This is a genomic window from Bacillus sp. LH1, assembly GCF_057924895.1.
The window spans coordinates 537,501-560,141 of the sequence record NZ_CM175007.1 but is presented as its reverse complement, the minus strand read 5'-3'; the positions used below and the strand labels follow the sequence as shown (position 1 = coordinate 560,141).

General features: G+C 35.9%; 14 protein-coding genes, 16 tRNA genes and 2 rRNA genes (1 of these 32 cut by a window edge). 2 read left to right on the top strand and 30 right to left on the bottom strand.

Features of this window, described 5'->3' with window-relative positions:
- Window positions 1-88: 88 nt before the first annotated feature.
- On the top strand, window positions 89-1,639 hold the full coding sequence (gene opuD, locus ACX9TM_RS02920) for a glycine betaine transporter OpuD (RefSeq protein ID WP_063220131.1): 1,551 nt from the start codon (window positions 89-91) through the stop codon (window positions 1,637-1,639).
- Window positions 1,640-1,740: 101 nt separating this feature from the next.
- On the opposite strand, the gene ACX9TM_RS02915 is transcribed toward opuD, so the two are convergent.
- The 13 genes from ACX9TM_RS02915 to ACX9TM_RS02855 form a co-directional block, all read right to left on the bottom strand.
- Entirely contained in the window at window positions 1,741-2,604 is an 864-nt protein-coding gene (locus ACX9TM_RS02915; protein WP_063220132.1) for a GNAT family N-acetyltransferase, read from the bottom strand.
- A 156-nt stretch (window positions 2,605-2,760) separates the two neighbouring features.
- Window positions 2,761-5,763, bottom strand: a complete 3,003-nt coding sequence (locus ACX9TM_RS02910) for an NEAT domain-containing protein (protein WP_065381984.1) — start codon at window positions 5,761-5,763, stop codon at window positions 2,761-2,763.
- A 128-nt stretch (window positions 5,764-5,891) separates the two neighbouring features.
- Entirely contained in the window at window positions 5,892-7,067 is a 1,176-nt protein-coding gene (gene yhbH, locus ACX9TM_RS02905) for a sporulation protein YhbH (RefSeq protein ID WP_000503517.1), read from the bottom strand.
- A gap of 453 nt (window positions 7,068-7,520) precedes the next feature.
- Window positions 7,521-9,416 (bottom strand): PrkA family serine protein kinase, encoded by a 1,896-nt coding sequence (locus ACX9TM_RS02900; protein ID WP_000353273.1) that lies wholly within the window; start codon window positions 9,414-9,416, stop codon window positions 7,521-7,523.
- A gap of 385 nt (window positions 9,417-9,801) precedes the next feature.
- Complete coding sequence (locus ACX9TM_RS02895; RefSeq protein ID WP_000657173.1) at window positions 9,802-11,871, bottom strand: sensor domain-containing protein; 2,070 nt, start codon at window positions 11,869-11,871, stop codon at window positions 9,802-9,804.
- Window positions 11,872-11,998: 127 nt separating this feature from the next.
- A complete protein-coding gene (gene trmL / locus ACX9TM_RS02890; protein ID WP_000538147.1) occupies window positions 11,999-12,487 on the bottom strand; it encodes a tRNA (uridine(34)/cytosine(34)/5-carboxymethylaminomethyluridine(34)-2'-O)-methyltransferase TrmL in 489 nt (162 codons plus the stop codon).
- 58 nt (window positions 12,488-12,545) lie between these two features.
- Window positions 12,546-13,433 (bottom strand): amidase domain-containing protein, encoded by an 888-nt coding sequence (locus tag ACX9TM_RS02885; RefSeq protein WP_000260591.1) that lies wholly within the window; start codon window positions 13,431-13,433, stop codon window positions 12,546-12,548.
- Window positions 13,434-13,477: 44 nt separating this feature from the next.
- Window positions 13,478-14,620: a tRNA epoxyqueuosine(34) reductase QueG gene (queG, locus tag ACX9TM_RS02880; protein ID WP_000345215.1), complete on the bottom strand. Its 1,143-nt coding sequence runs from the start codon at window positions 14,618-14,620 to the stop codon at window positions 13,478-13,480.
- A 199-nt stretch (window positions 14,621-14,819) separates the two neighbouring features.
- Window positions 14,820-14,893, bottom strand: a tRNA-Gly gene (locus ACX9TM_RS02875).
- Between the two features lie 115 nt (window positions 14,894-15,008).
- A complete protein-coding gene (locus ACX9TM_RS02870; protein WP_000841307.1) occupies window positions 15,009-15,659 on the bottom strand; it encodes a DsbA family protein in 651 nt (216 codons plus the stop codon).
- Window positions 15,660-15,847: 188 nt separating this feature from the next.
- Window positions 15,848-16,624, bottom strand: coding sequence for a transglycosylase domain-containing protein (locus ACX9TM_RS02865; protein ID WP_000664715.1), 777 nt, complete (start codon window positions 16,622-16,624; stop codon window positions 15,848-15,850).
- Window positions 16,625-17,117: 493 nt separating this feature from the next.
- Window positions 17,118-17,579, bottom strand: coding sequence for an NUDIX hydrolase (locus tag ACX9TM_RS02860; RefSeq protein WP_000400455.1), 462 nt, complete (start codon window positions 17,577-17,579; stop codon window positions 17,118-17,120).
- 146 nt (window positions 17,580-17,725) lie between these two features.
- Window positions 17,726-18,445, bottom strand: a complete 720-nt coding sequence (locus ACX9TM_RS02855) for a YebC/PmpR family DNA-binding transcriptional regulator (RefSeq protein WP_050279522.1) — start codon at window positions 18,443-18,445, stop codon at window positions 17,726-17,728.
- A 351-nt stretch (window positions 18,446-18,796) separates the two neighbouring features.
- Between ACX9TM_RS02855 and ACX9TM_RS02850 the strand changes: the two genes are divergently transcribed.
- The gene (locus ACX9TM_RS02850) at window positions 18,797-19,117 is read left to right on the top strand and encodes a DUF3884 family protein (protein ID WP_000149743.1); all 321 of its coding nucleotides are present in this window, start codon (window positions 18,797-18,799) and stop codon (window positions 19,115-19,117) included.
- Between the two features lie 210 nt (window positions 19,118-19,327).
- On the opposite strand, the gene ACX9TM_RS02845 is transcribed toward ACX9TM_RS02850, so the two are convergent.
- From ACX9TM_RS02845 to ACX9TM_RS02765, 17 genes are all read right to left on the bottom strand, one after another.
- Window positions 19,328-19,409 (bottom strand) — tRNA-Leu (locus ACX9TM_RS02845).
- Between the two features lie 10 nt (window positions 19,410-19,419).
- Window positions 19,420-19,490 (bottom strand) — tRNA-Cys (locus ACX9TM_RS02840).
- A gap of 14 nt (window positions 19,491-19,504) precedes the next feature.
- A tRNA-Gly gene (locus ACX9TM_RS02835) sits at window positions 19,505-19,579 on the bottom strand.
- Between the two features lie 5 nt (window positions 19,580-19,584).
- A tRNA-Gln gene (locus tag ACX9TM_RS02830) sits at window positions 19,585-19,659 on the bottom strand.
- A gap of 63 nt (window positions 19,660-19,722) precedes the next feature.
- A tRNA-His gene (locus ACX9TM_RS02825) sits at window positions 19,723-19,798 on the bottom strand.
- Between the two features lie 19 nt (window positions 19,799-19,817).
- Window positions 19,818-19,891: transfer RNA gene (locus tag ACX9TM_RS02820), tRNA-Trp, on the bottom strand.
- A gap of 7 nt (window positions 19,892-19,898) precedes the next feature.
- A tRNA-Tyr gene (locus ACX9TM_RS02815) sits at window positions 19,899-19,982 on the bottom strand.
- A 10-nt stretch (window positions 19,983-19,992) separates the two neighbouring features.
- Window positions 19,993-20,068, bottom strand: a tRNA-Thr gene (locus ACX9TM_RS02810).
- A gap of 18 nt (window positions 20,069-20,086) precedes the next feature.
- Window positions 20,087-20,162 (bottom strand) — tRNA-Phe (locus tag ACX9TM_RS02805).
- Window positions 20,163-20,171: 9 nt separating this feature from the next.
- Window positions 20,172-20,247: transfer RNA gene (locus ACX9TM_RS02800), tRNA-Asp, on the bottom strand.
- A gap of 3 nt (window positions 20,248-20,250) precedes the next feature.
- A tRNA-Met gene (locus ACX9TM_RS02795) sits at window positions 20,251-20,327 on the bottom strand.
- Window positions 20,328-20,353: 26 nt separating this feature from the next.
- Window positions 20,354-20,429: transfer RNA gene (locus ACX9TM_RS02790), tRNA-Val, on the bottom strand.
- Window positions 20,430-20,433: 4 nt separating this feature from the next.
- A tRNA-Glu gene (locus ACX9TM_RS02785) sits at window positions 20,434-20,508 on the bottom strand.
- 17 nt (window positions 20,509-20,525) lie between these two features.
- Window positions 20,526-20,617 (bottom strand) — tRNA-Ser (locus ACX9TM_RS02780).
- Between the two features lie 2 nt (window positions 20,618-20,619).
- Window positions 20,620-20,694: transfer RNA gene (locus ACX9TM_RS02775), tRNA-Asn, on the bottom strand.
- 8 nt (window positions 20,695-20,702) lie between these two features.
- Window positions 20,703-20,818 (bottom strand): 5S ribosomal RNA (gene rrf, locus ACX9TM_RS02770).
- 100 nt (window positions 20,819-20,918) lie between these two features.
- Window positions 20,919-22,641 (bottom strand): 23S ribosomal RNA (locus tag ACX9TM_RS02765); it runs 1,199 nt beyond the window's last position.

Here is a 22,641-nt window from a genome sequence, read left to right as displayed (position 1 = left end):
ATTATAAAAAGGGAATTTTTTGACAATTAAAAACTTAATTGTTATGATTATTATAATTGTTAACTTTATTAAATAATGGTGGGATTCTATGATAAAAAAAGAAAACAGTGTATTTTATATCTCCTTCTTGCTAACAACATTATTCATTATATGGGGAATTACCCCAGCAAGTTGGATACAAGGCTACGATTTACAAAGTGTTACATCTTCTTTAAACTCATTTATCCTCAATAAATTTGGATGGTTTTACTCTCTACTTATGACTACAATGATTATTTTGGCTGCTTATTTAGCATTTTCCAAGTACGGTTCTATTCGTCTCGGTAAAGATGGAGAAAAGCCAAAATATAATTATCCATCTTGGCTATCCATGTTGTTTGGGGCAGGAATGGGAATTGGACTCCTCTTTTATGGAATCGCTGAACCGATTTCACATTTTACAGATCCGTTAACAGGAAAAGCAGGTACAGAAGAAAGCGCCAAACTCGCTATGCAATATTCATTTTTCCACTGGGGACTCTTTCCGTGGTCACTATACGCAATGGTCGCTTTAACAATTGCATATTTCACATTCCGCAAACAAAAAGGTAGCACTATCGGGGCTACAGTTACTCCATTATTTAATCGATCGAAAAATTCCCGTATTGGAAAAACAGTTGATATTTTAGCTGTTTTAGCCACAGTGTTTGGCATTGTACCATCTGTTGGGATTGGTGCTCAACAAATTGCTGGAGGATTAAGCTATTTATTCCCTTCCATTCATAACACTTTACTTACCCAGCTCGTACTTATAGCTATCTTCGCTGTTTTATATTTAACAAGTGCACAAACTGGCTTAGATCGTGGGATTAAATATTTGAGTAACTTGAATTTCTCTCTTGCAGGTATTTTACTCATCTCTTTCTTACTTTTAGGGCCAACCGTATTTATTATGAAATATTTCACATCTACACTCGGTTCTTATATTGGAGCTTTGCCTAGTATGGGATTAAATTTAGGAGCATTTAATGAAAAATCTTCTTCTTGGATTGAAAACTGGACTATTTTCTATTGGGGATGGTGGATTTCTTGGTCTCCATTCGTCGGCACATTTATCGCACGTATTTCTAAAGGGCGTACAATAAAAGAATTTATTTTTGGAGTTGTATTAGTCCCAACTCTTATCTGTACATTTTGGTTTGCAGTATTTGGTGGTACCGCAATTCATATGGAAATGTTCCAATCGCTTGGAATAGCTGATGAAATTGCAAAAAATGGTACAGAGATTGGATTATTTGCTGTTATTTCACATCTACCATTCTCTACATTTTTAACGATTATCGGGTTAATTTTAGTAGCCACATTTTTCGTTACTTCTGCTGATTCAGCAACATTTGTTGTTTCCATGCAAACGAGTAACGGAAGCTTATCACCGAAAAATAGTTTAAAACTTATATGGGGATTAACAATCGCGATCATTGCAGCTCTTTTATTACAAGCTGGAGGATTAAATGCACTACAAATCGCAGCTATCATCGCAGCACTACCATTTTCTATCGTAGTCATTCTTATGGTCATTTCGCTCTTTAAGGAGCTGCGAAAAGAAGATGTTAATTTGCAAACAAAAGAAGTATCTCAAAAAATAAAAAAGGTTATGTAACGATTAGCACCTCAAATTACTTCTGAATCCGTAACAACTGAGGGAAAAGTAGATTAATAAAACCCATTCGTATGAAATATAATTTTCATACGAATGGGTTTTCACTCTATTATATAGTGTTGTAAACATGCCTTCTCCTCAAATCCTACTTTCTTGTATAATTTCATCGCACGATCATTATTCGTATTCAAACATAATTCTATCTCCTTCATTCCTTGGAAGGAAATAATATACTGAATTGCCTTTTGTAATAACCGCTCTCCGACACCTTTTCTTCTACTATTTTCAGCGGTTGCAATAAATTCGATATTCGCTTCTTGAAACTCTGGATTTACTTCCACATATACATAACCTTCTAACTTATCATTCTTCATACTTACAAATAATTTATTCGTATTACTTAAACGTTCAATAATTTCGTTTCCGTCATAATACGTATTAGAAAACACATGATTGTGTAAAGCGATAAACTGCTCAAACACTTGTGGTAAAGCCTCTTCTACATTACATATAATACGGTGCTCCACAATATTATTTAAAACGAGAATACTATGTCGACCTTGTTCTTTTGCATGTAAATTCCTCATTAAACGGGCACAATTATTATTTTCCACATGATAAAAACCATAAAATCTCTCAATATGAAAAGGCACCTTTTCTATAAGTTCCTTCCACATATGTAAAGCAACTTCTTCCCAATTCTCTGCGATAATAAACGGCCCCCATATCTCTGCACATTTCTTTACTTCATCCATATCAAATCCTAATAAACCTATTAAATTATTATTCTCATAAGTAGCAACAAAAGATTGTTCCCAGCCTATATCTGAAAAATCATGAATAATTGTCTGTAACAACTCCTCTTTCTCATCTCCACAATAGCCAACATGATGAGTAGCATCTTTATTCATATTCGCAATAAATGCTGCCACCTCTTCAATTTTCAAAATAGAACTGACATACATAACCTCTCCTCCTTCACTAATATATTCACACCTTTTCTATTTATATCCTTCTAAAAAAGACATCACCATAAGCATATTTCAAAATGAAATCGCCATGATAATGTCTTCTCAAAAACTCATATAATCATCTTACGTTATAATAAGATAAAACGTTTTTTATTTCTTAAATAATCTCTTTCTAAATACAAACATACTCAGTGCTGAAAGAACTAACGCTATGCCTGAAAGTAATGTTGATGTATTCTCTTGTCCACCTGTTGCTCCTAATGATTTCTTACTTTCTTCTTGCTTATTAACAGCTAGTTTATTTTCTTTCACAACTTGATTATTCACGTTTTGTTCTTGGACTACTGCTGATTGATTTACCGCGTCTTTTGAACCTTCAATTTCTTTTCCTGTTTCTTTTACCTCCGCTTTCGATCCTTCAACTCCTGTTGTTGGCTCGTCCACTTCCTCTTTCGCTTCTTCAACTTCTTTCGTTGGCTCTTTTACTTCCTCTTTTACTTCTTTTACCGGTTCTTTTTCTTCTTCTTTTGTTTCTTCAACTTCTTTCGTTGGTTCTTTTACTTCTTCTTTTACCTCTTCAACTTCTTTTGTTGGCTCTTTTACTTCTTCTTTCGCTTCTTCAACTTCTTTTACCGGTTCTTTCACTTCTTCTTTTGTTTCTTCAACTTCTTTTGTTGGCTCTTTTACTTCTTCTTTCGCTTCTTCAACTTCTTTTGTTGGTTCTTTCACTTCTTCTTTTGTTTCTTCAACTTCTTTTACCGGCTCTTTCACTTCTTCTTTTGTTTCTTCAATTTCTTTTACCGGCTCTTTTTCTTCTTCTTTTTCCACTATATTCTGTATAACTGTTCCGTTAAACCTGATGCTAATTTCATCAGAATCTAAATCAAATTTATACACCTTTTCACCTAGGGTATTCCATTTTATTACTCCGTTATTAAACGTCCCTCCCTCACTTGCCAATTGAATATTTTCAATACTTTCTCCTTCTAAATCATATACAGGAACTTGAATTTCTTCGTTTATTTTTGCATCATTTAAAATGATATTTTGTCTTCCAACATCAATTGTAAACCACTGACCTAATTGTATTAACGGCCTTACATCACGAATCTCATTCCCAGCTAGATTTAAGCTAAATAAGTTTAGCATGGAACCAATAACCGTTACATCTTTAATATGATTGTCCGCAAGATTTAACCACTGTAAATTTTCCAATGAAGATAGTGGTGTTATATCTTCAATTTGATTATGAGATATATTCACATTATTCAATTGTTTCAAGTTTGAGATGAACTCAATATTTTTCAGGCCTACTCCTTCTAAAGTAAGTTTTTCTAAATTCGTCATGTATTCTAAACCTGTTATATCTTTTATCTCATTTCCTTTTTCTTTAAGTATCTCTAATTTTTTAATCTGTAATAAATCTTCTTTTGTGATAGGAGCGTTTACATTCTCTCTACCTAAATTCTCTTTATTAATATGTTGTTGTAAAGTTTTATCGAGAATTACATTTTCCTTTTGTTCATTATTCTCTTTTATTGTTTCCTTGATTTCGTCTAATCTTTCAACAACATTTTGAATTACTGTTCCATTAAACTTAATACGATTCTCTTCTGGATTTATATCCAACATAAATTCATATGTTTTTTCACCGGTAGTCCCCCATTTAACAGAACCATTATTAACGATCCCCTCTTCACTCTTCAATTGAATAGTATCAAGTGCCTCTCCTTGTAAATTATAAATAGGTATTTTAACTTCCTTATCTTTTTCTACATCATCTAAAAAAATTTTTTGTCTTTGAATATCGATATACATTCTTTTTCCTAATTCTTGAACTGGTCTAACATCACGAATTTCATTTGAACCTAGTTTTAAATCATATAAACCTGTTAATTGACTAAGTGGCGTTATATCTGAAATATAGTTTTCTTCTAGATTTAATTTCTGTAACCCTGACAATTTTGATAATGGCGTAAGATCTACTAATTCATTTTTGGAAAGCCCTAATTCAATTAATTTATTCATCCCATTAATATGTTCAACATTACTCAATCCATTATTGCTTATTTCAAATGTCTTTAAATTCTTTAATTGGTGAACTCCTTCAAGACCTGCATTACTAATTTGATTATTTGCTACCGTCAAAGTCCTTAAAGATTTCACTGTAAATAATGGTTTAATATCTTTTATATAATTACTATTTAAATCTAGCATTTTAATCTTCTTCATTTGGCTTAATGGGCTTAAATCTGAGATTTTATTGTTTCTCAAAGTTAAAAACTCAATATGCTCTAACGTAGCCAAAGGTCCAATATCTTCAAGTTCACCATAGGTTATACTTAATGATTTCAATTGTCTCAAGTCCGAGATAAATTTTATATTTTTTAACTTAACTTCTTCCAACGTTAAGTTTTCTAAGTTCGTCATATATTCTAGACCACTTACGTCTTTTATTCCTTTACTTTTAGCTTCAACGACTATTAAGGATTTAACTTTTAATAAATCTTCCTTAGTTATTGGATTATCTAGATTCTCTCTATTCAAGTTATATTTATTAATATGCCTTTGTAATTGCTTATCTACTATTACATTTGCATCTTGTTGATCCACTTTATCCTCTTTATTTTCCTTTTGTGCTTCTGGAACATCTTTATCTAAATTCAATGTATTTACTTCAAACTGTACTTGGTACTTATTGTCATAGGCCATTGTTGGAATATAAATATGCATTCGCATATTATACCTTTTTCCTAATTCCCCTACTTCAAACTGAATCACTTTCGTTCCATTTTTCTTTTTGTCTTCTGATATTACTTTCACATCATGAAACACACCTGGAGTGTGAATATCCTCTGTCTTCAAGTATTGAAAGAAATCACTATCACTTAACGTTGCTGTTACAATTTTCTTTCCATTCTCAATTGTTAATTTCGGATCCTTTATATAAACAGCTGCCATAGACTCTTCATTCGTTTTATCTTTATACGCTTTAATAACAGCGTCATATGTACCATCTTCTAAACCTTGTCCAGTTTTATTCGCCTCAATTGCTACTGCCGCTAAAGCAGGTGTTGAATACACAGCAAACGGAAGTGATAACGCCGCCGCTATAATCATTGCATTTATACGTTTTCTTTTATTTTGTTTCAACTTTACATCTCCTCCGAAATATATAATTCAAAATGTAATCATTTCTCGAATAAATGATAATGATTTTCATTATCATTGTCAACTGAAAAAATAAAAAGTTTACAAAAAAAGAACCTCTTTAAAAGAGGTTATGCCATTTTCTCACCTGATTCTTCTCTAAAAAAGCTTTTCATCGCATGAAATACGTCTGCTTTTTGCTTTAAAATATAGTATCTAAAGTTTTCATCTTTAATATTTTTATAGGCTGACATGAGTGTACTGTGGCGGTTGTACTGATTCACTTCCCCATACCCAAACATATTACACTTCTTCATTAGCTCTTCAACAAGTTTTACACATCTAGCATTATCTGATGTTAAATTATCACCATCTGAAAAATGGAATGGATAAATATTATAGCGGTCAGGTGAATATTTATTATCGATAAGTTCTAATGCTTTTTTATATACGGAAGAACATATTGTTCCGCCACTTTCTCCTTTTGAGAAAAATTCTTCTTCTGTAACGACTTTCGCTTCTGTATGATGAGCAATAAATTCAATATCAACTGTTTCATACTTTGTGCGTAAAAATCTTGTCATCCAGAAAAAGAAGCTACGTGCCATATATTTCTCCCATATTCCCATCGATCCACTCGTATCCATCATCGCTAATACAACAGCTTTTGAATCTGGCTTTAATACTTCATTCCAAGTGCGGAACTTTAAGTCTTCTTGATGAATTGGATGAAAAGATGCTTTACCACCCATCGCATTTCGTTTATATGCGGATATCATTGTTCGTTTCTTATCGATATTTCCCCATAATCCTGTTTTTCTAATGTCATTAAATTCAACATGTTCAATCCGGTTTTCATCCATTTCTTTTCTCTTTAAATTAGGAAGTTCTAACTCTCTGAAAAACGCTTGCTCTAATTCTAAAATAGAGACTTCAGCTTCATAGTAATCTTCCCCAGCTGCATCTCCTGCTCCTTGCCCTTTTCCTGGCCCTTTTTGTTTTTGACCACCTGATCCATCTCTCGCAACGACATCACCAACTTTGCTGTCACCGTTTCCTTGCCCAACATGTTTATTTTTATCATAATTGTATCTAATCTTATATTCATCTAGAGAACGAATTGGTATTTTTACAACATCCTTGCCATTAGACATAACTATACTTTCTTCTGTTACAAGATCGGGTAAATTATTCTTAATTGCCTCTTGTACTTTTTCTTGATGGCGCTGTTGGTCGTCATATCCTTTGCGATGGAGGGACCAGTTTTCCTGTGAAATCGTATAATTTGGTTGATTTTCTTCGCCCATTCCTTTCCCTCCTTACTGTAATTGTCTTCCTGTATGAACAGCAATCTATAAATTTTGTTCTGTAATATGCAAGCTAGAATATTTGAAAGGTAACTGCCCACAGAAAATCATCCCATAAACATTTATAACGTTTTTCATACAATACCCCGAGCATCCTAAACAAAATTTTGCCACTCACATAAATAGAAAGAAATATTCAGCCACTGATAAGAAAGAAACACAATGCATTGTTGCACACATTTTTACTTTGCAACATATTGTATTGTGTTGGCTTTTTTCGTATGAATGGTTGGTTACTCTATCATATGCATATTGTAAAAATAATTGACAATAAATTCATAAAATTGCATCTTAATTTATTACATTTGGACAAGGTATGACACTTTATACACATATGAACGGATAATAAAACGCTGTCCCGCAAAATACAAGAGACAGCGTTTTGTTATCAAACTATCTGTTTAACAAGCTACCTACATAGCGTAGTAATTCATTTGCTGAAGAAGAATTATAACCATGCTCATCAATTAAACGCGCAACAACATCATTGATTTTCTTAAGCTGATTTTCGTCCGGCGTTTTCGTTGATGTTGTAATTTTCACTATATCTTTTAAATCAGCAAATAGTTTTTTCTGAATCGCTTCACGAAGACGTTCATGTGAATTATAATCAAAGCGTTTTCCTTTACGGGCATAAGCAGAAATGCGAATTAAAATCTCTTCACGGAACGCTTTCTTAGCATTTTCTGAAATTCCAATTTGCTCTTCAATTGAGCGCATTAATTTTTCATCTGGACTCATTTCTTCTCCTGTTAACGGATCACGTAATTTCGATTTATTGCAGTACGCCTCAACGTTATCTAAGTAATTATCCATAAGCGTCTTAGCTGATTCTTCATATGAATAAACAAACGCTTTTTGTACTTCTTTCTTCGCGATTTCATCGTATTCTTTTCTCGCTAATGAGATGAAGTTCATGTAACGTTCACGGTCTTCATTACTAATGGATGGATGCTGATCTAGCCCATCTTTTAAAGATCTAAGTACATCTAACGCGTTAATAGATGGTACCTCTTTTCGAATGATTGTAGACGAAATTCGGTTAATGACATAACGAGGATCAATACCCTTCATACCTTCATCTTGATATTCGCGTTGTAATTCTTCTACATCAATCGCATTATAACCTTCTACCGTTTCTCCATCATACAAACGCATCTTTTTAATTAAATCAATATCCGGACGCTTCGGATCTTTTAAACGAGTTAAAATAGTGAACATTGCTGCAACGCGAAGTGTGTGTGGTGCAATGTGAACATTCGATACATCACTTTCACGAATCATTTTTTCATAAATATGTTCTTCTTCACTTACTCGTAAATTATAAGGAACTGGCATTACAATAATTCTTGAGTGCAATGCTTCATTTTTCTTATTTGCTATAAATGAGCGATACTCTGTTTCATTCGTATGCGCTACAATTAATTCATCTGCTGAAATAAGCGCAAATCTTCCCGCTTTGAAATTCCCTTCTTGCGTAAGCGATAATAAGTGCCATAAAAACTTCTCATCGCATTTTAACATCTCTTGGAACTCCATCATTCCTCGGTTTGCCTTATTTAATTCTCCATCAAATCGATACGCACGCGGATCTGATTCTGAACCATATTCTGCAATCGTAGAAAAGTCCAGACTACCTGTTAAATCTGCAATATCCTGTGATTTTGGATCAGACGGGCTAAATGTACCAATCCCTGTACGGCGATCTTCAGAGAAGAAAATACGCTCTACAACTACATCCTCAATTCTTGATCCGTATTCTTGCTCTAAACGCATGACATTTAGTGGTGATAAATTCCCTTCAATTCTAACCCCATACTCATCAAAGAAATCATCTCGTAAATGATGTGGAATTAAATGCAGTGGATCCTCGTGCATTGGGCATCCTTTAATTGCAAAAATTGCTCCGCGATCTGTTCTTGAATATGTTTCTAATCCTCGTTTCAACATTGTAACTAACGTTGATTTCCCTCCACTAACAGGACCCATTAATAATAAAATTCTTTTTCTAACATCTAATCGTTTTGCAGATGGATGAAAATATTCCTCTACAAGACGTTCTAGAGCATCCTCTAATCCAAAGAGCTGATTACTAAAGAAGTTATACTTTCTTCTACCATCAACTTCTTCAATTCCAGCGTCTTTTATCATATTGTAAATGCGAGAGTGTGCTGTTTGAGCCACCCATGGTCTTTCTTTCACAAGCTCCAAATACTCCGCAAACGTACCTTCCCATTGTAAACGTTCTTCTGCTGCTCGATGCTGTTCAATCTTTTTTAGAATATCCATTATAGCTCCTCCCCCATCTCCTTGTTCAATCGGATTATTATAAAAGGTATGCTAGGATGTCCTTAAACATTCTTTAAATCAAAACGAAATATATAATAGCACGCTAAAATTCTCTCCAAAATTCAAAGAAAATTCTGTATAATATAGGTATTAACATTTTTACACTGCTATTCATTATAAATAAATTCTTTTCTTCTAAGAACCTTACATACATTTTGGATAATAAATAAAACTCATAAACCGAAAACAGTAAGGAGGATATTAGTATGAAATTATTATTAATTTTAGGTGTATCACTCACATTTCTTACAGCTATTTTTACATCCGGTTACAATGACAAACCAGGTACACATAAAAAATGATGTGCTTTTAGCACATCATTTTTTTATTTATAATACATATTTTCCATATCATATTTGGATAGTGGTCGGCTATAATAATAACCTTGTACAAGCTTCACATTCTTTTCTTTCAAAAACTGTATTTGCTCCTTTTTTTCTACTCCTTCTGCAATTATATTCAATTCTAAAGTATGAGCTAAATGAATAATTGCAGCTGTAATATTCGTATCACGTTCATCTATATGTATACCTTCCATAAAAGAACGATCAATTTTTAAAGTATCAATTGGATATGTTTTTAAATAACTTAAAGATGAATAGCCTGTTCCAAAATCATCTAAATGAATCTTTAAATTTTGTTCTTTTAATTGTAGTAACACTCTCTTTGATATATCTTTATGTATAAGAGCTCCTTCTGTAACCTCTATCGCTAATAAATGAGCTGATACATTGTACTTATTTAAAGCCCGTGTAATCATCTCTATTAATGTAATAGAACGAAAGTGTCTAGCTGAAATATTAACCGCAATTGGGACCACTTCATATCCTTTATTTAACCATTCGCGCAGTTGCTGACACACTTGATTTACTACCCATTCATCGAGCTTAATAATAAATCCTGTTCTTTCTGCCAACGGAATAAATTGGTTTGGAGAAACAAATCCTAATTCCTTATTCTCCCACCTTATTAAAGCTTCCATACTAGCTATTTTTTTCGTTTCAATATTAATTTGTGGCTGATAATATAAGAAAAATTCATTTTTTTCTATAGCACGATGTAACTGGTTTTCTATTATAAACCTTTGTTCACGCTCACAGTCTAATCCACTACAATAAAAATGATAATGTCCTTTTCCTTTTTCTTTTGCTTTTTCTAAAGCAGCATCGACCCTCTGAAATAGTATTTTTTCATCTTCTCCATCTGCTGGAGCCATTACAATTCCAATTGATGCACTTAAATATACATCTTCTTCTTCGATTACAAAATATTCACTAATATTTTTCAGTATGCTTTTTGCAACTTCCTCTACATATTCTTTCGTTATATTTTCTATCAACATAACAAATTGATCATCGTGTTCTCTAAATAAGTGCATACCTTCTATTTTTAGATTGCTTAAACATTCTGTAACTTTTTGTAATACTTTATCTCCCTCTTTATGACCAAATGTATCATTAATACGATGAAACTCATCTAAATCTATAAATACAAGCGCAAAATTTACACTCTCATTTAAAAAAGTATTTAACTTATTTGTACATGAAATTCTATTCATTAATCCCGTTAACTGGTCATAGTAAGCTAAATATTCTGTTCGCATTTCGTTTAATACTTGCCTTGTAACATCTCTCGTAACAATATAAATCCCAACAATTTCACCGTTCACAATAATCGGGATAGTTCTCAAAGAAATATATAGCTCGTACCCTTCTTTATGAACATATTTCTTTGAAACAATTTGTTTTGCTTTTCCTTGCATCGATCCCTTAAATATAATTTGAAAATCTTTTTCATATTCTTTATTAATGAATTCAAAAATAAATTTATTATTTAATTCCTCATACCGGTATCCAAATATTTCATACGTTGCCGGATTTGCATATGTAACTCTCCCTATAGAATCTATAGATATAATTGAGTCATTATTATATTCCAGTAACGACTTAAATAACATTTGTTTTTCCTCTATCTTTGTCTTCTCCTCAATTTGAGCTGTAATATCTCTTGTAATACAAATAACAAATTGACATATTCCTTCTTCGTCGCAGACAGGATTAAGTGAAGATTCATAATGTATCTCACCTTTTGGTAAATTGACTACATCACAAAAGGTGTGTGCTTTCGCTTCTCTCACTACTTTTGCATATTGCCTTTGCAATATCCCCGCTATATCTTTTGGTAATACTTCTGCAAAAGTTTTTCCATAGCACTCTTCGCTTAACCTAGCATAATCCATTCCTATTTTATTCACATACATATATTGAAACGTTTCATTATCAATAACTTTCAATATGAATACTAAATCTTGAATAGCATGTAATAATCCTTGTCTAATTAAATCCATATCTATCATACTTAAAAAGGTATTTTGATTACTATATTCTTCCTTCATATTTATCTCAACCCGTCTTATCTATTTTTAATCATATATCCCATTCTATATGATTATGTCCTCTCTTTTAAATGTATGATTATATATTATTTTTATTTTATAAAAAAAAGTCGCCATATGGCGACTTTTAATAAACGATTTCTAAATCTAATCCAGGGTAATTTTGTTGACGGAACGCTTCATAAATTAAAATTGCTGCTGTATTAGATAAATTTAATGAACGTACTTTATCTGTCATTGGAATACGTAAACAATGATCAAAGTTTTCTTCGATTACATTAGCTGGTAAGCCGTTTGTTTCTCTTCCAAATACAAAATAGTAATCCTTCTCACGCTTGCTATAGTCAAACGCTGTATGAGCTTTCTCGCCATACTTTGTTAAATAGAAGAATTCACCGTCTTTATTTTTTTCATAAAATTCTTCAATTGAATCATAATACGTAATTTTTACGTGCTGCCAATAATCTAATCCTGCACGCTTTAACATTTTATCATCCGTTGAAAATCCAAGCGGTCTAATCAAATGTAATTCTGTTCCAGTTGCTGCACAAGTACGAGCAATATTCCCTGTATTTGCTGGAATTTCTGGCTGATATAAAACAACATGTACTCCCACGCGATATTCACCTCTGTTTTTTGTCTACTACGTATTATACCACTTGAGCGAAAAATCTCTACCCATTAATAATATGAAAGAATTTATATTTCATTTGTGGTGTATATTTACTAGAGTCTTCATAGTTCCAATAACGTCGACGGCTATTCGCTGAATGTGCATTTACAAGCGGCATACCATCTGCATCTTTTGCTACTACAATCGTCGTATGATTCCATCTTCCGTCATCCTCGAAATCATAAGCAATGACATCTCCAAGAATAAGTTCTTCTGGCCTCTCTACCGCCTCTGCTCGAAGTCCTGTTGTAGCACCTGACAAATACCAATAAAAAGAATGTGCAACAGCCCAGCTCCAACTCCACTGATTCTCCCTTTGCCACCATCCTTTACGAATATTAGGATACCCGTTCATAGGTACTTCTCCAGTATGAAGACATTGAGAAATGAAATTCGTACAATTATCAGGGAAATTACGATACATAGGATTCCGGTCATCCCACCAACGCTCTGCATATTTCACTGCCTCTAAACGATTATACTGATAAGAACCGTACTTCTCTTTCGTAATATCCCTTTCTAATGTCTCACCCATTCTAATTTCTTCTGACACTTCAATAGCAGAATCGCCTATAATTCGACTATTATTTAAACAAACTCTTCGTTTTAATTGTTCCTCTTCAATATAAAATAATTCTTTATGCTTAATTAAATATTTAAAATGTATTTGATAATCAATTTCTTGATGGTCATTACTATTTAATTGTCTAATGAAAGAAACATCCGCAGTTGCTTTCACTATATGTGCACTACGCCTTTGAAACAATTGTTTCTTTCTCAGTGCCATTTGTAGTAAATCCTCAGCAATACCATCCACATTCGTTCTTTTCTCCGTTATATATGCTAAAAATTGTTGTACTTGGTTTTCAATCTTCGTTTTTACAACCATTCTGTCTCCCTCCCATATTACAATATGAAAAAGGGAAATATTATCTACTCTTTTTTCTGTGCTAACAATTCAAGCCCGCGATTCATTTCATGAAGCACTTCTTCATCTTTCTCACGTTCCATCGCTTTCTCAATCGCTTCGCCTACTCCATCTCCGCCAATTTTCCCAAGTGCCCATGCTGCCGTTCCGCGTAGTACCGGTCTTGGGTCATCTTTCATAACACCAATTAAATCTGGAATTGCCGATGCTTCTTTAAAATGTGCTAATGCTAAAATCGCATTTCTTTGCAGTGGTTTTTTCCCTCTCCATGACCCTGACATAATCCCATATTTCTCTTTAAAATCACGATTACTAATTGTTAAAAGTGGCGTTAATAATGGTTTAACTAGCTCAGGATCCGGCTCCATCTCAGGATGATTATGAAAATCCATTCCTTTGTTTTTCGGACAAACAGTCTGACACGTATCACATCCATATATGCGATTTCCTATTTTATCGCGATATTCTTCAGGTAGGAATCCTTTCGTTTGTGTTAAAAACGCAATGCACTTCTTCGAATCTAACTGTCCCCCCTGTATTAAAGCACCGGTAGGGCAAATATCGATACATTTCGTACAGCCTCCGCATTGATCTTCTATCGGCTTATCTGGCGGGAATGGAACATTTGTAATCATTTCCCCTAAGTATACGTACGAACCAAATTCAGGTGTAATAATAGAGCAGTTTTTACCGCTCCATCCAATACCAGCACGCTCTGATACAGCTCGATCACTTAATTCACCTGTATCAACCATGGACTTCACTTCTATATCGGGAAGTTTTTCAATTAAATATGCCTCTAATTTTTGCAAACGATCTCGTAAAACAAGATGATAATCTTGTCCCCAAGAAGCACGACAAAAAATCCCACGGCGTTCTCCACGCTTACTTAATGGTGCATTTTTTAATTTTGAAGGATATGCTAAAGCAATCGCAATAATTGATTTAGCACCCGGTAATAACAGTTGCGGATTCGTTCTCTTCTCTATATCAGGCTCTTCAAATCCAGATTGATAATTTAATTGTTGTTGCTGGATTAAGCGCTGCTTTAATTCCTCAAAAGGAGAAGCGCTCGCAAAGCCTATTTTATCTATGCCAATTGTTTTACTATACGCAATTACATCTTGCTTTAATTGTTCAAAATCCACTCTTAATCGCCTCCTCAGATGAATCCACCCCTTATGTAACCACTCTATTGGTTAGTAATTCACGTTTGGAATACTATCATTTACTTCTATTTTCGCATGTAATTATATTTTTCAAACATTAAAAAACGCAATGCCTCGTTTATCTCGGAAACGAAACACTGCGTTGATCACAATTTATAGAAAAACTTTTAATAAAATTTGGAGCGGGTGAAGAGAATCGAACTCTCGACCAGAGCTTGGAAGGCTCTTGTTTTACCACTAAACTACACCCGCAAATATGAATTACATATAAGATATTAGAATAACTTATGTAAAATAGTATAGCATGTAAAAAAAGTAGAGGCAAGAATTTTATCGAAAAAAGTCGAAAAAGTGATGAGAGACCTCATCACTTTTTCAATTCTTTATCAATTGCCTTCTTCATACTATCAAAATCAGGATTTGCAAGATTTCCGTTTACATATACAGAAGGAGCACCTTGAACTTTTAATTTTTGAGCACGATCTGAATCTTTACTTACTTTTTCTTTAATGTCTTTACTGTGTAAATCTTTCTTAAATTGCTCTACATCAACTTTTGGAAGTTTCTCTTTCACAATGCTAAGAAGCAAATCTTCTGTAATCCATTCTTCCGTATCTTTCTTTTGATTTTGATAAATCTCATCATAGAAAATCCAGAATGAATCTTTATCTTGTTTATAAATTGCTTCACCAGCTGCTGCACCTAAATCTGAGTCTTTTCCGATAAATGGGAAGTTAATAAAATATAACTGCACTTTGCCTTTATCAATATACTCTTCTTTTAATCGAGGTAATACTGTTACATCCCAAGTACGACAAGCAGGACATTTAAAGTCTCCAAATTCAACTACCTTAACTGGAGCATCATCTTTCCCTAAAGATTGTTGCGTAGAATAAGCAAACATCTCATTCCCTTTATCTTTTTTGTCATTTATGATGCTATACGCAATTGTTCCAATTACAATCAATACTGCGATAGAAAAAACTATACCAAGAGCCATGAGTTTATTTGATTTCATATACATTCCTCTTTAAATTCATATTCTGTATACAGCATTGTACACAATACACATAATATCAACACTTATATACGTCACGCAATGAACACGCTCACATAAATTACAAAAACACAATAATTGTGACGATATTGTGTCACAATTTGTCACAATTTATTCAAAAAAAAGAAGCTCCTCTATAGGAACTTCTCTTAACTTACTGCTTTTTTACGCGCGCTATTTAACATCGACTGCTCTATTTTTATATCATGACGAATTACCAATTTCTCACTAACTGCTTGAACATACTCATCATGGCTTATATAGCCTTCTTTCTCCATTAGTCTCAAAACGACATTACGTCTCTCTACTGCTTTATCATAATTTTGGGCAGGTGAGTAATAAGCAGGTGCTTTTACTACAGCAGCCATCATTGCACTTTCAGCCAACGTTAATTGGTTCACCTTTTTACCGAAGTAAAGGTTTGCTGCTTTTTCAATTCCCCATGCTCCTTCTCCATAATAAATATTACTTACATATAATTTTAATATTTCATCCTTCGTAAATGTGCGTTCAATTTTTTTCGTATAAAAAATCTCTTTCCACTTCCGAGAAAATGTACGTTCATTCGTTAAAAAGGCATTTTTAGATAGCTGCTGTGTAATTGTGCTTCCTCCTTGCACGACACCACCAGCCTTTATATTCTCAACAGAGGCCCTAATAATTGCTATATAATCTAAACCGTTATGATGATAAAATCTTTTATCTTCTGTCGCAATAAATGCATGTGTTAATGATTCTGGCACCTCTAACTTAGCCGGTACATGTAATTTACTAATATCACTTTTCTCAATCATTACATTTCCAATGAATAATAACGTACAACTTAACAATAATAATAATATAATGGCTTTATAAAAAAGTTTAGTCATTGGATTTAATGCAACTTTTTGATGATAGTTCACCCTAGATAATACTCGTTCTTTCATCTTGAACACCTCTTTTCCACACAGCATATAACTCTTACTTTAAGAATACATTGTTGTAAAAAAATATCCCATCGATTTCTCTTACACGTACCTTACATCATTGTAAGGTATAAAGTGAAACTTTAATCGGTCCTCATTAATCAAGCTTACTGCCCAGCAAATAGTGGGATAAAAAAGTATTGTATCACAGTCTTTTTTTATCTACTATTCATCTGAAATATTGAATATAGGTTATGTTAAAGTACGAATAACCAATAAAAGAGAAACCCTTAAGACTATTATATTTTCACTTTACACTTTAATTATATCATCTACAAATATATATACTTTTGACTATCTAGTAATCTAAATGTATATAACATATAGATTTATTATACAGAACAAACGTTCCCGAAATCAATACTAGTGCTATTATTATTTTGACCTTTTTCTTAAACAGTATACAAAAAAAGAGTAGTGATTCGAATGTATCTCAAATCGGCTACTCTTTTCTTTACAATCTTCCTATTAAATTATACGGCTGTACTTCCCACGTTTCATACGGAATAAAATGTGTTGCTCTCATTGCATCAAGCGTTCTGGATTTCATATGAGGACGCGTTATATACTCATCTATGTTCTCTTCATTTAAATCAACAAATTTAGCCTCTTGTATTTCTTCAGGTTGAATTTTTATTTCACCACTTATATATGCTACTTTAAAAACGACAGCTAGAATATGCATAGAAGTATTATAATAAACGCCTGTAATTCCGATAGGCTTCACCGTTAACCCTGTTTCCTCTTTTATTTCCCTACAGACAGCTTGATCGAGCGCTTCGCCTTCTTCTACCTGTCCTCCTGGCAACTCCCACGTATCAGCTCGCCAGTGCACTTTTGTTAATAACACTTCATTTTTTTCATTTGTTAAATAACCTGCTACAGCAACGATATGCTTTGGTGTCTTATGTTCCATATTAAGCCTCCTAGAGATAATGAATATTTTATATATCCCTATAATCATATTCCCTACCTACAACAAAATACCTTTAATACTTCATCACCTTAATTAACTTCATAAAAAAGACCCTATCCGCTAAGCGAAAAGGGTCATCTATCGTATTACTCTCCTAAGTCTACGTTGTGATAAACTTGTTGAACATCTTCTAAATCTTCTAATGCATCAACCATTTTCTCAAATTGTTCTTGAGCATCTTCAGGAAGTGTTACATCACTTTGTGCAAGCATTGTTAATTCTGCAACTGTAAACTCCTCAACGCCAGCACCTTTAAGTGCAGATTGTACTGCATGAAATTGATCTGGTTCAGCATACACGATAACAGAATCTTCTTCTTCTAGAATGTCACGTGCATCTACATCTGCTTCCATTAAAATTTCAAGAACTTCATCTGATGTTTTACCTTCAAGGCCGATAACAGCTGTCGCATCAAACATGTAAGCTACAGAACCGTTCACACCCATATTACCACTGTTTTTGCTAAATGCAGCTCGTACATCTGCTGCAGTACGGTTTACGTTATTTGTAAGTGTATCTACAATAACCATAGCTCCATTTGGTCCGAATCCTTCATAACGAAGCTCGTCATAATTTTCTTCTGAACCGCCTTTTGCTTTTTCAACTGCACGATCAATAATTGTTCTTGGAACATTGTATGTTTTCGCACGCTCTAATACAACTCTTAGTGCTTGGTTTGATTCTGGATCTGGCTCGCCTTGTTTTGCTGCCACATAAATTTCACGCCCAAATTTCGCGTATATACGGCTTGTATTTGCATCTTTTGATGCTTTTTTGTCTTTAATATTGTTCCATTTACGGCCCATACTTTCCACTCTCTTTCCCGTTTTAAATCTACATAAAAATATTAATATGAAATATAATGTGTGTTCAACACATTTTTAAAAGAAATATAAAAAGTTCATTTTTGATTCATATTACAGACATAATATAAATCACTATCATTTTGTTCTTTCGACAAGTTATATTATACATGAATTCCTACGTTTATTACGAATTTTAGAAGCACATAGTATAATTTAACAAAAAGACTCTAACATTTCTGTTACAGTCTTTTTATATTGCCAATAAAGATTTCCATATTATTCCCATAATTGTTTTCTATTGTTGTATAATAAAAATAGGAAAAAATTTGAAGAAAAGATGGAGGGTGAATTATGACACATTCCAAAGACAAAAAATCACATGCTTTTAAAGGAATAGGAGAGAAGTTAAACCCAACTATCTATCAAGTGAGATTCATGAAATTAGATGAACCAATTCGATTTGAGTCGTTTCCTGAATTAAAGGAATTAGGAGACTGGTTGAGTACTTCAACGCACATGTGGTCATGCCACTCAACTATGTACAAATACAACAGAGAAGAGTTTGAAAAGAAGTTCTTAGAAATTACGAAATTAACAGCTGATCATGTACTAATATCTACTGGTGGCGTCGGATTTAACTTCATGTCACCAGGTTGGAGAAATTCTTTATAAAATAATGAAATTATATAAAGGGATAAAAATTTATCCCTTTATTGTTTTGTAGCTTTCCCCAAATGTATCGCATGTACTAAATGAATAAGTTTACCTTAATCATTTATAACCATTTCACCAACACACCATTTTTGCTTATTTTATAGTATGATGAAAACATAAAAAGACTCTACACATTTGGTGTAGAGTCTTTTATTACGCCGTTCATGATACCGATGGTCGGGGTCGAACCGACACTCCCGAAGGAACACGATTTTGAGTCGTGCGCGTCTGCCAATTCCGCCACATCGGCACAAAAGAAAAGGCGGCAACCGGATTTGAACCGGTGATAAAGGTTTTGCAGACCTCTGCCTTACCACTTGGCTATGCCGCCATATTAAATTTTATTGGAGCGGAAGACGGGATTCGAACCCGCGACCCCAACCTTGGCAAGGTTGTATTCTACCACTGAACTACTTCCGCAAAAATGGCTGGGCTAGCTGGATTCGAACCAGCGCATGACGGAGTCAAAGTCCGTTGCCTTACCGCTTGGCTATAGCCCATCGAATTCTTACTTAATTATATGTAAGTATCCATTAGATTATTTGTAATTTTTAAAATAAAAATGGGGCGACTGATGGGAATCGAACCCACGAATGCCGGAGCCACAATCCGGTGCGTTAACCACTTCGCCACAACCGCCATGTTGTGTAAATATATTTGGCAGGGGCAGTAGGAATCGAACCCACACTGGAGGTTTTGGAGACCTCAGTTCTACCTTTAAACTATGCCCCTATGTAAATGGTGGAGGGGGGCAGATTCGAACTGCCGAACCCGAAGGAGCGGATTTACAGTCCGCCGCGTTTAGCCACTTCGCTACCCCTCCGAAACTTACATGGTGCCGGCTAGAGGACTTGAACCCCCAACCTACTGATTACAAGTCAGTTGCTCTACCAATTGAGCTAAGCCGGCGTATTTTATTAAAATAAATGGTGGCTCGGGACGGAATCGAACCGCCGACACGAGGATTTTCAGTCCTCTGCTCTACCGACTGAGCTACCGAGCCTTATTAAAATGGCGGTCCCGACCGGGGTCGAACCGGCGATCTCCTGCGTGACAGGCAGGCATGTTAACCACTACACCACGGGACCATTTGGTTGCGGGGACAGGATTTGAACCTGCGACCTTCGGGTTATGAGCCCGACGAGCTACCGTGCTGCTCCACCCCGCGATAATACTATTCATATAAAATTTATATGGTGGAGGATGACGGGATCGAACCGCCGACCCCCTGCTTGTAAGGCAGGTGCTCTCCCAGCTGAGCTAATCCTCCAAAGTGGTGACCCGTACGGGATTCGAACCCGTGTTACCGCCGTGAAAGGGCGGTGTCTTAACCACTTGACCAACGGGCCAAATATTATAAATCCTATGGCGGAGAGCAAGGGATTCGAACCCTTGATACGCTTGTGACGTATACACGATTTCCAATCGTGCTCCTTCGGCCAACTCGGACAGCTCTCCAATGGCTCCGCAGGTAGGAATCGAACCTACGACCGATCGGTTAACAGCCGATAGCTCTACCGCTGAGCTACTGCGGAATAATATTGCCTGGCAACGTCCTACTCTCACAGGGACAAGGTCCCAACTACCATCGGCGCTAGAGAGCTTAACTTCCGTGTTCGGTATGGGAACGGGTGTGACCTCTCTGCCATCATTACCAGACATTATTCTTTTGAGACAATCATTATTATAACTTATTTACTTTAAAAGTCAACAAGTTTTTTATGTTCTCTCAAAACTAGATAACATTGCTACATATTATATGGTTAAGTCCTCGATCTATTAGTATTCGTCAGCTCCACATGTCACCATGCTTCCACCTCGAACCTATCAACCTGATCATCTTTCAGGGATCTTACTAGCTTACGCTATGGGAAATCTCATCTTGAGGGGGGCTTCATGCTTAGATGCTTTCAGCACTTATCCCTTCCGCACATAGCTACCCAGCTATGCCCTTGGCAGAACAACTGGTACACCAGCGGTGCGTCCATCCCGGTCCTCTCGTACTAAGGACAGCTCCTCTCAAATTTCCTACGCCCACGACGGATAGGGACCGAACTGTCTCACGACGTTCTGAACCCAGCTCGCGTACCGCTTTAATGGGCGAACAGCCCAACCCTTGGGACCGACTACAGCCCCAGGATGCGATGAGCCGACATCGAGGTGCCAAACCTCCCCGTCGATGTGGACTCTTGGGGGAGATAAGCCTGTTATCCCCGGGGTAGCTTTTATCCGTTGAGCGATGGCCCTTCCATGCGGAACCACCGGATCACTAAGCCCGACTTTCGTCCCTGCTCGACTTGTAGGTCTCGCAGTCAAGCTCCCTTATGCCTTTGCACTCTACGAATGATTTCCAACCATTCTGAGGGAACCTTTGGGCGCCTCCGTTACACTTTAGGAGGCGACCGCCCCAGTCAAACTGCCCACCTGACACTGTCTCCCGGGTCGATAAGACCCGTAGGTTAGAATTTCAATACAGTCAGGGCGGTATCCCACCAGCGCCTCCACCGAAGCTAGCGCTCCGGTTTCAATGGCTCCCGCCTATCCTGTACAAACTGTACCAAAATTCAATATCAGGCTACAGTAAAGCTCCACGGGGTCTTTCCGTCCTGTCGCGGGTAACCTGCATCTTCACAGGTACTATAATTTCACCGAGTCTCTGGTTGAGACAGTGCCCAAATCGTTACACCTTTCGTGCGGGTCGGAACTTACCCGACAAGGAATTTCGCTACCTTAGGACCGTTATAGTTACGGCCGCCGTTTACTGGGGCTTCAGTTCAGAGCTTCGCTTACGCTAACCCCTCTCCTTAACCTTCCAGCACCGGGCAGGTGTCACCCCCTATACTTCGCCTTACGGCTTCGCAGAGAGCTGTGTTTTTGCTAAACAGTCGCTTGGGCCTATTCACTGCGGCTTTCCGTTAAGAAAGCACCCCTTCTCCCGAAGTTACGGGGTCATTTTGCCGAGTTCCTTAACCAGAGTTCTCTCGCACACCTTAGGATTCTCTCCTCGCCTACCTGTGTCGGTTTGCGGTACAGGCACCTTTTATCTCGCTAGAAGCTTTTCTTGGCAGCGGGGAATCAAAGACTTCGCTCCATAAGGAGCTTCCCCATCACAGCTCAGCCTTTACGATAAGCGGATTTGCCTACTTATCAGCCTAACTGCTTGGACGTGCACAACCAATCGCACGCTTCTTCTATCCTTCTGCGTCCCTCCATTGCTCAAACGATAAAGAGGTGGTACAGGAATATCAACCTGTTGTCCATCGCCTACGCCTGTCGGCCTCGGCTTAGGTCCTGACTAACCCTGAGCGGACGAGCCTTCCTCAGGAAACCTTAGGCATTCGGTGGACGGGATTCTCACCCGTCTTTCGCTACTCATACCGGCATTCTCACTTCTAAGCACTCCACCAGTCCTTCCGGTCTGACTTCACTGTCCTTAGAACGCTCCCCTACCACTGATACCATTGGTATCAATCCGCAGCTTC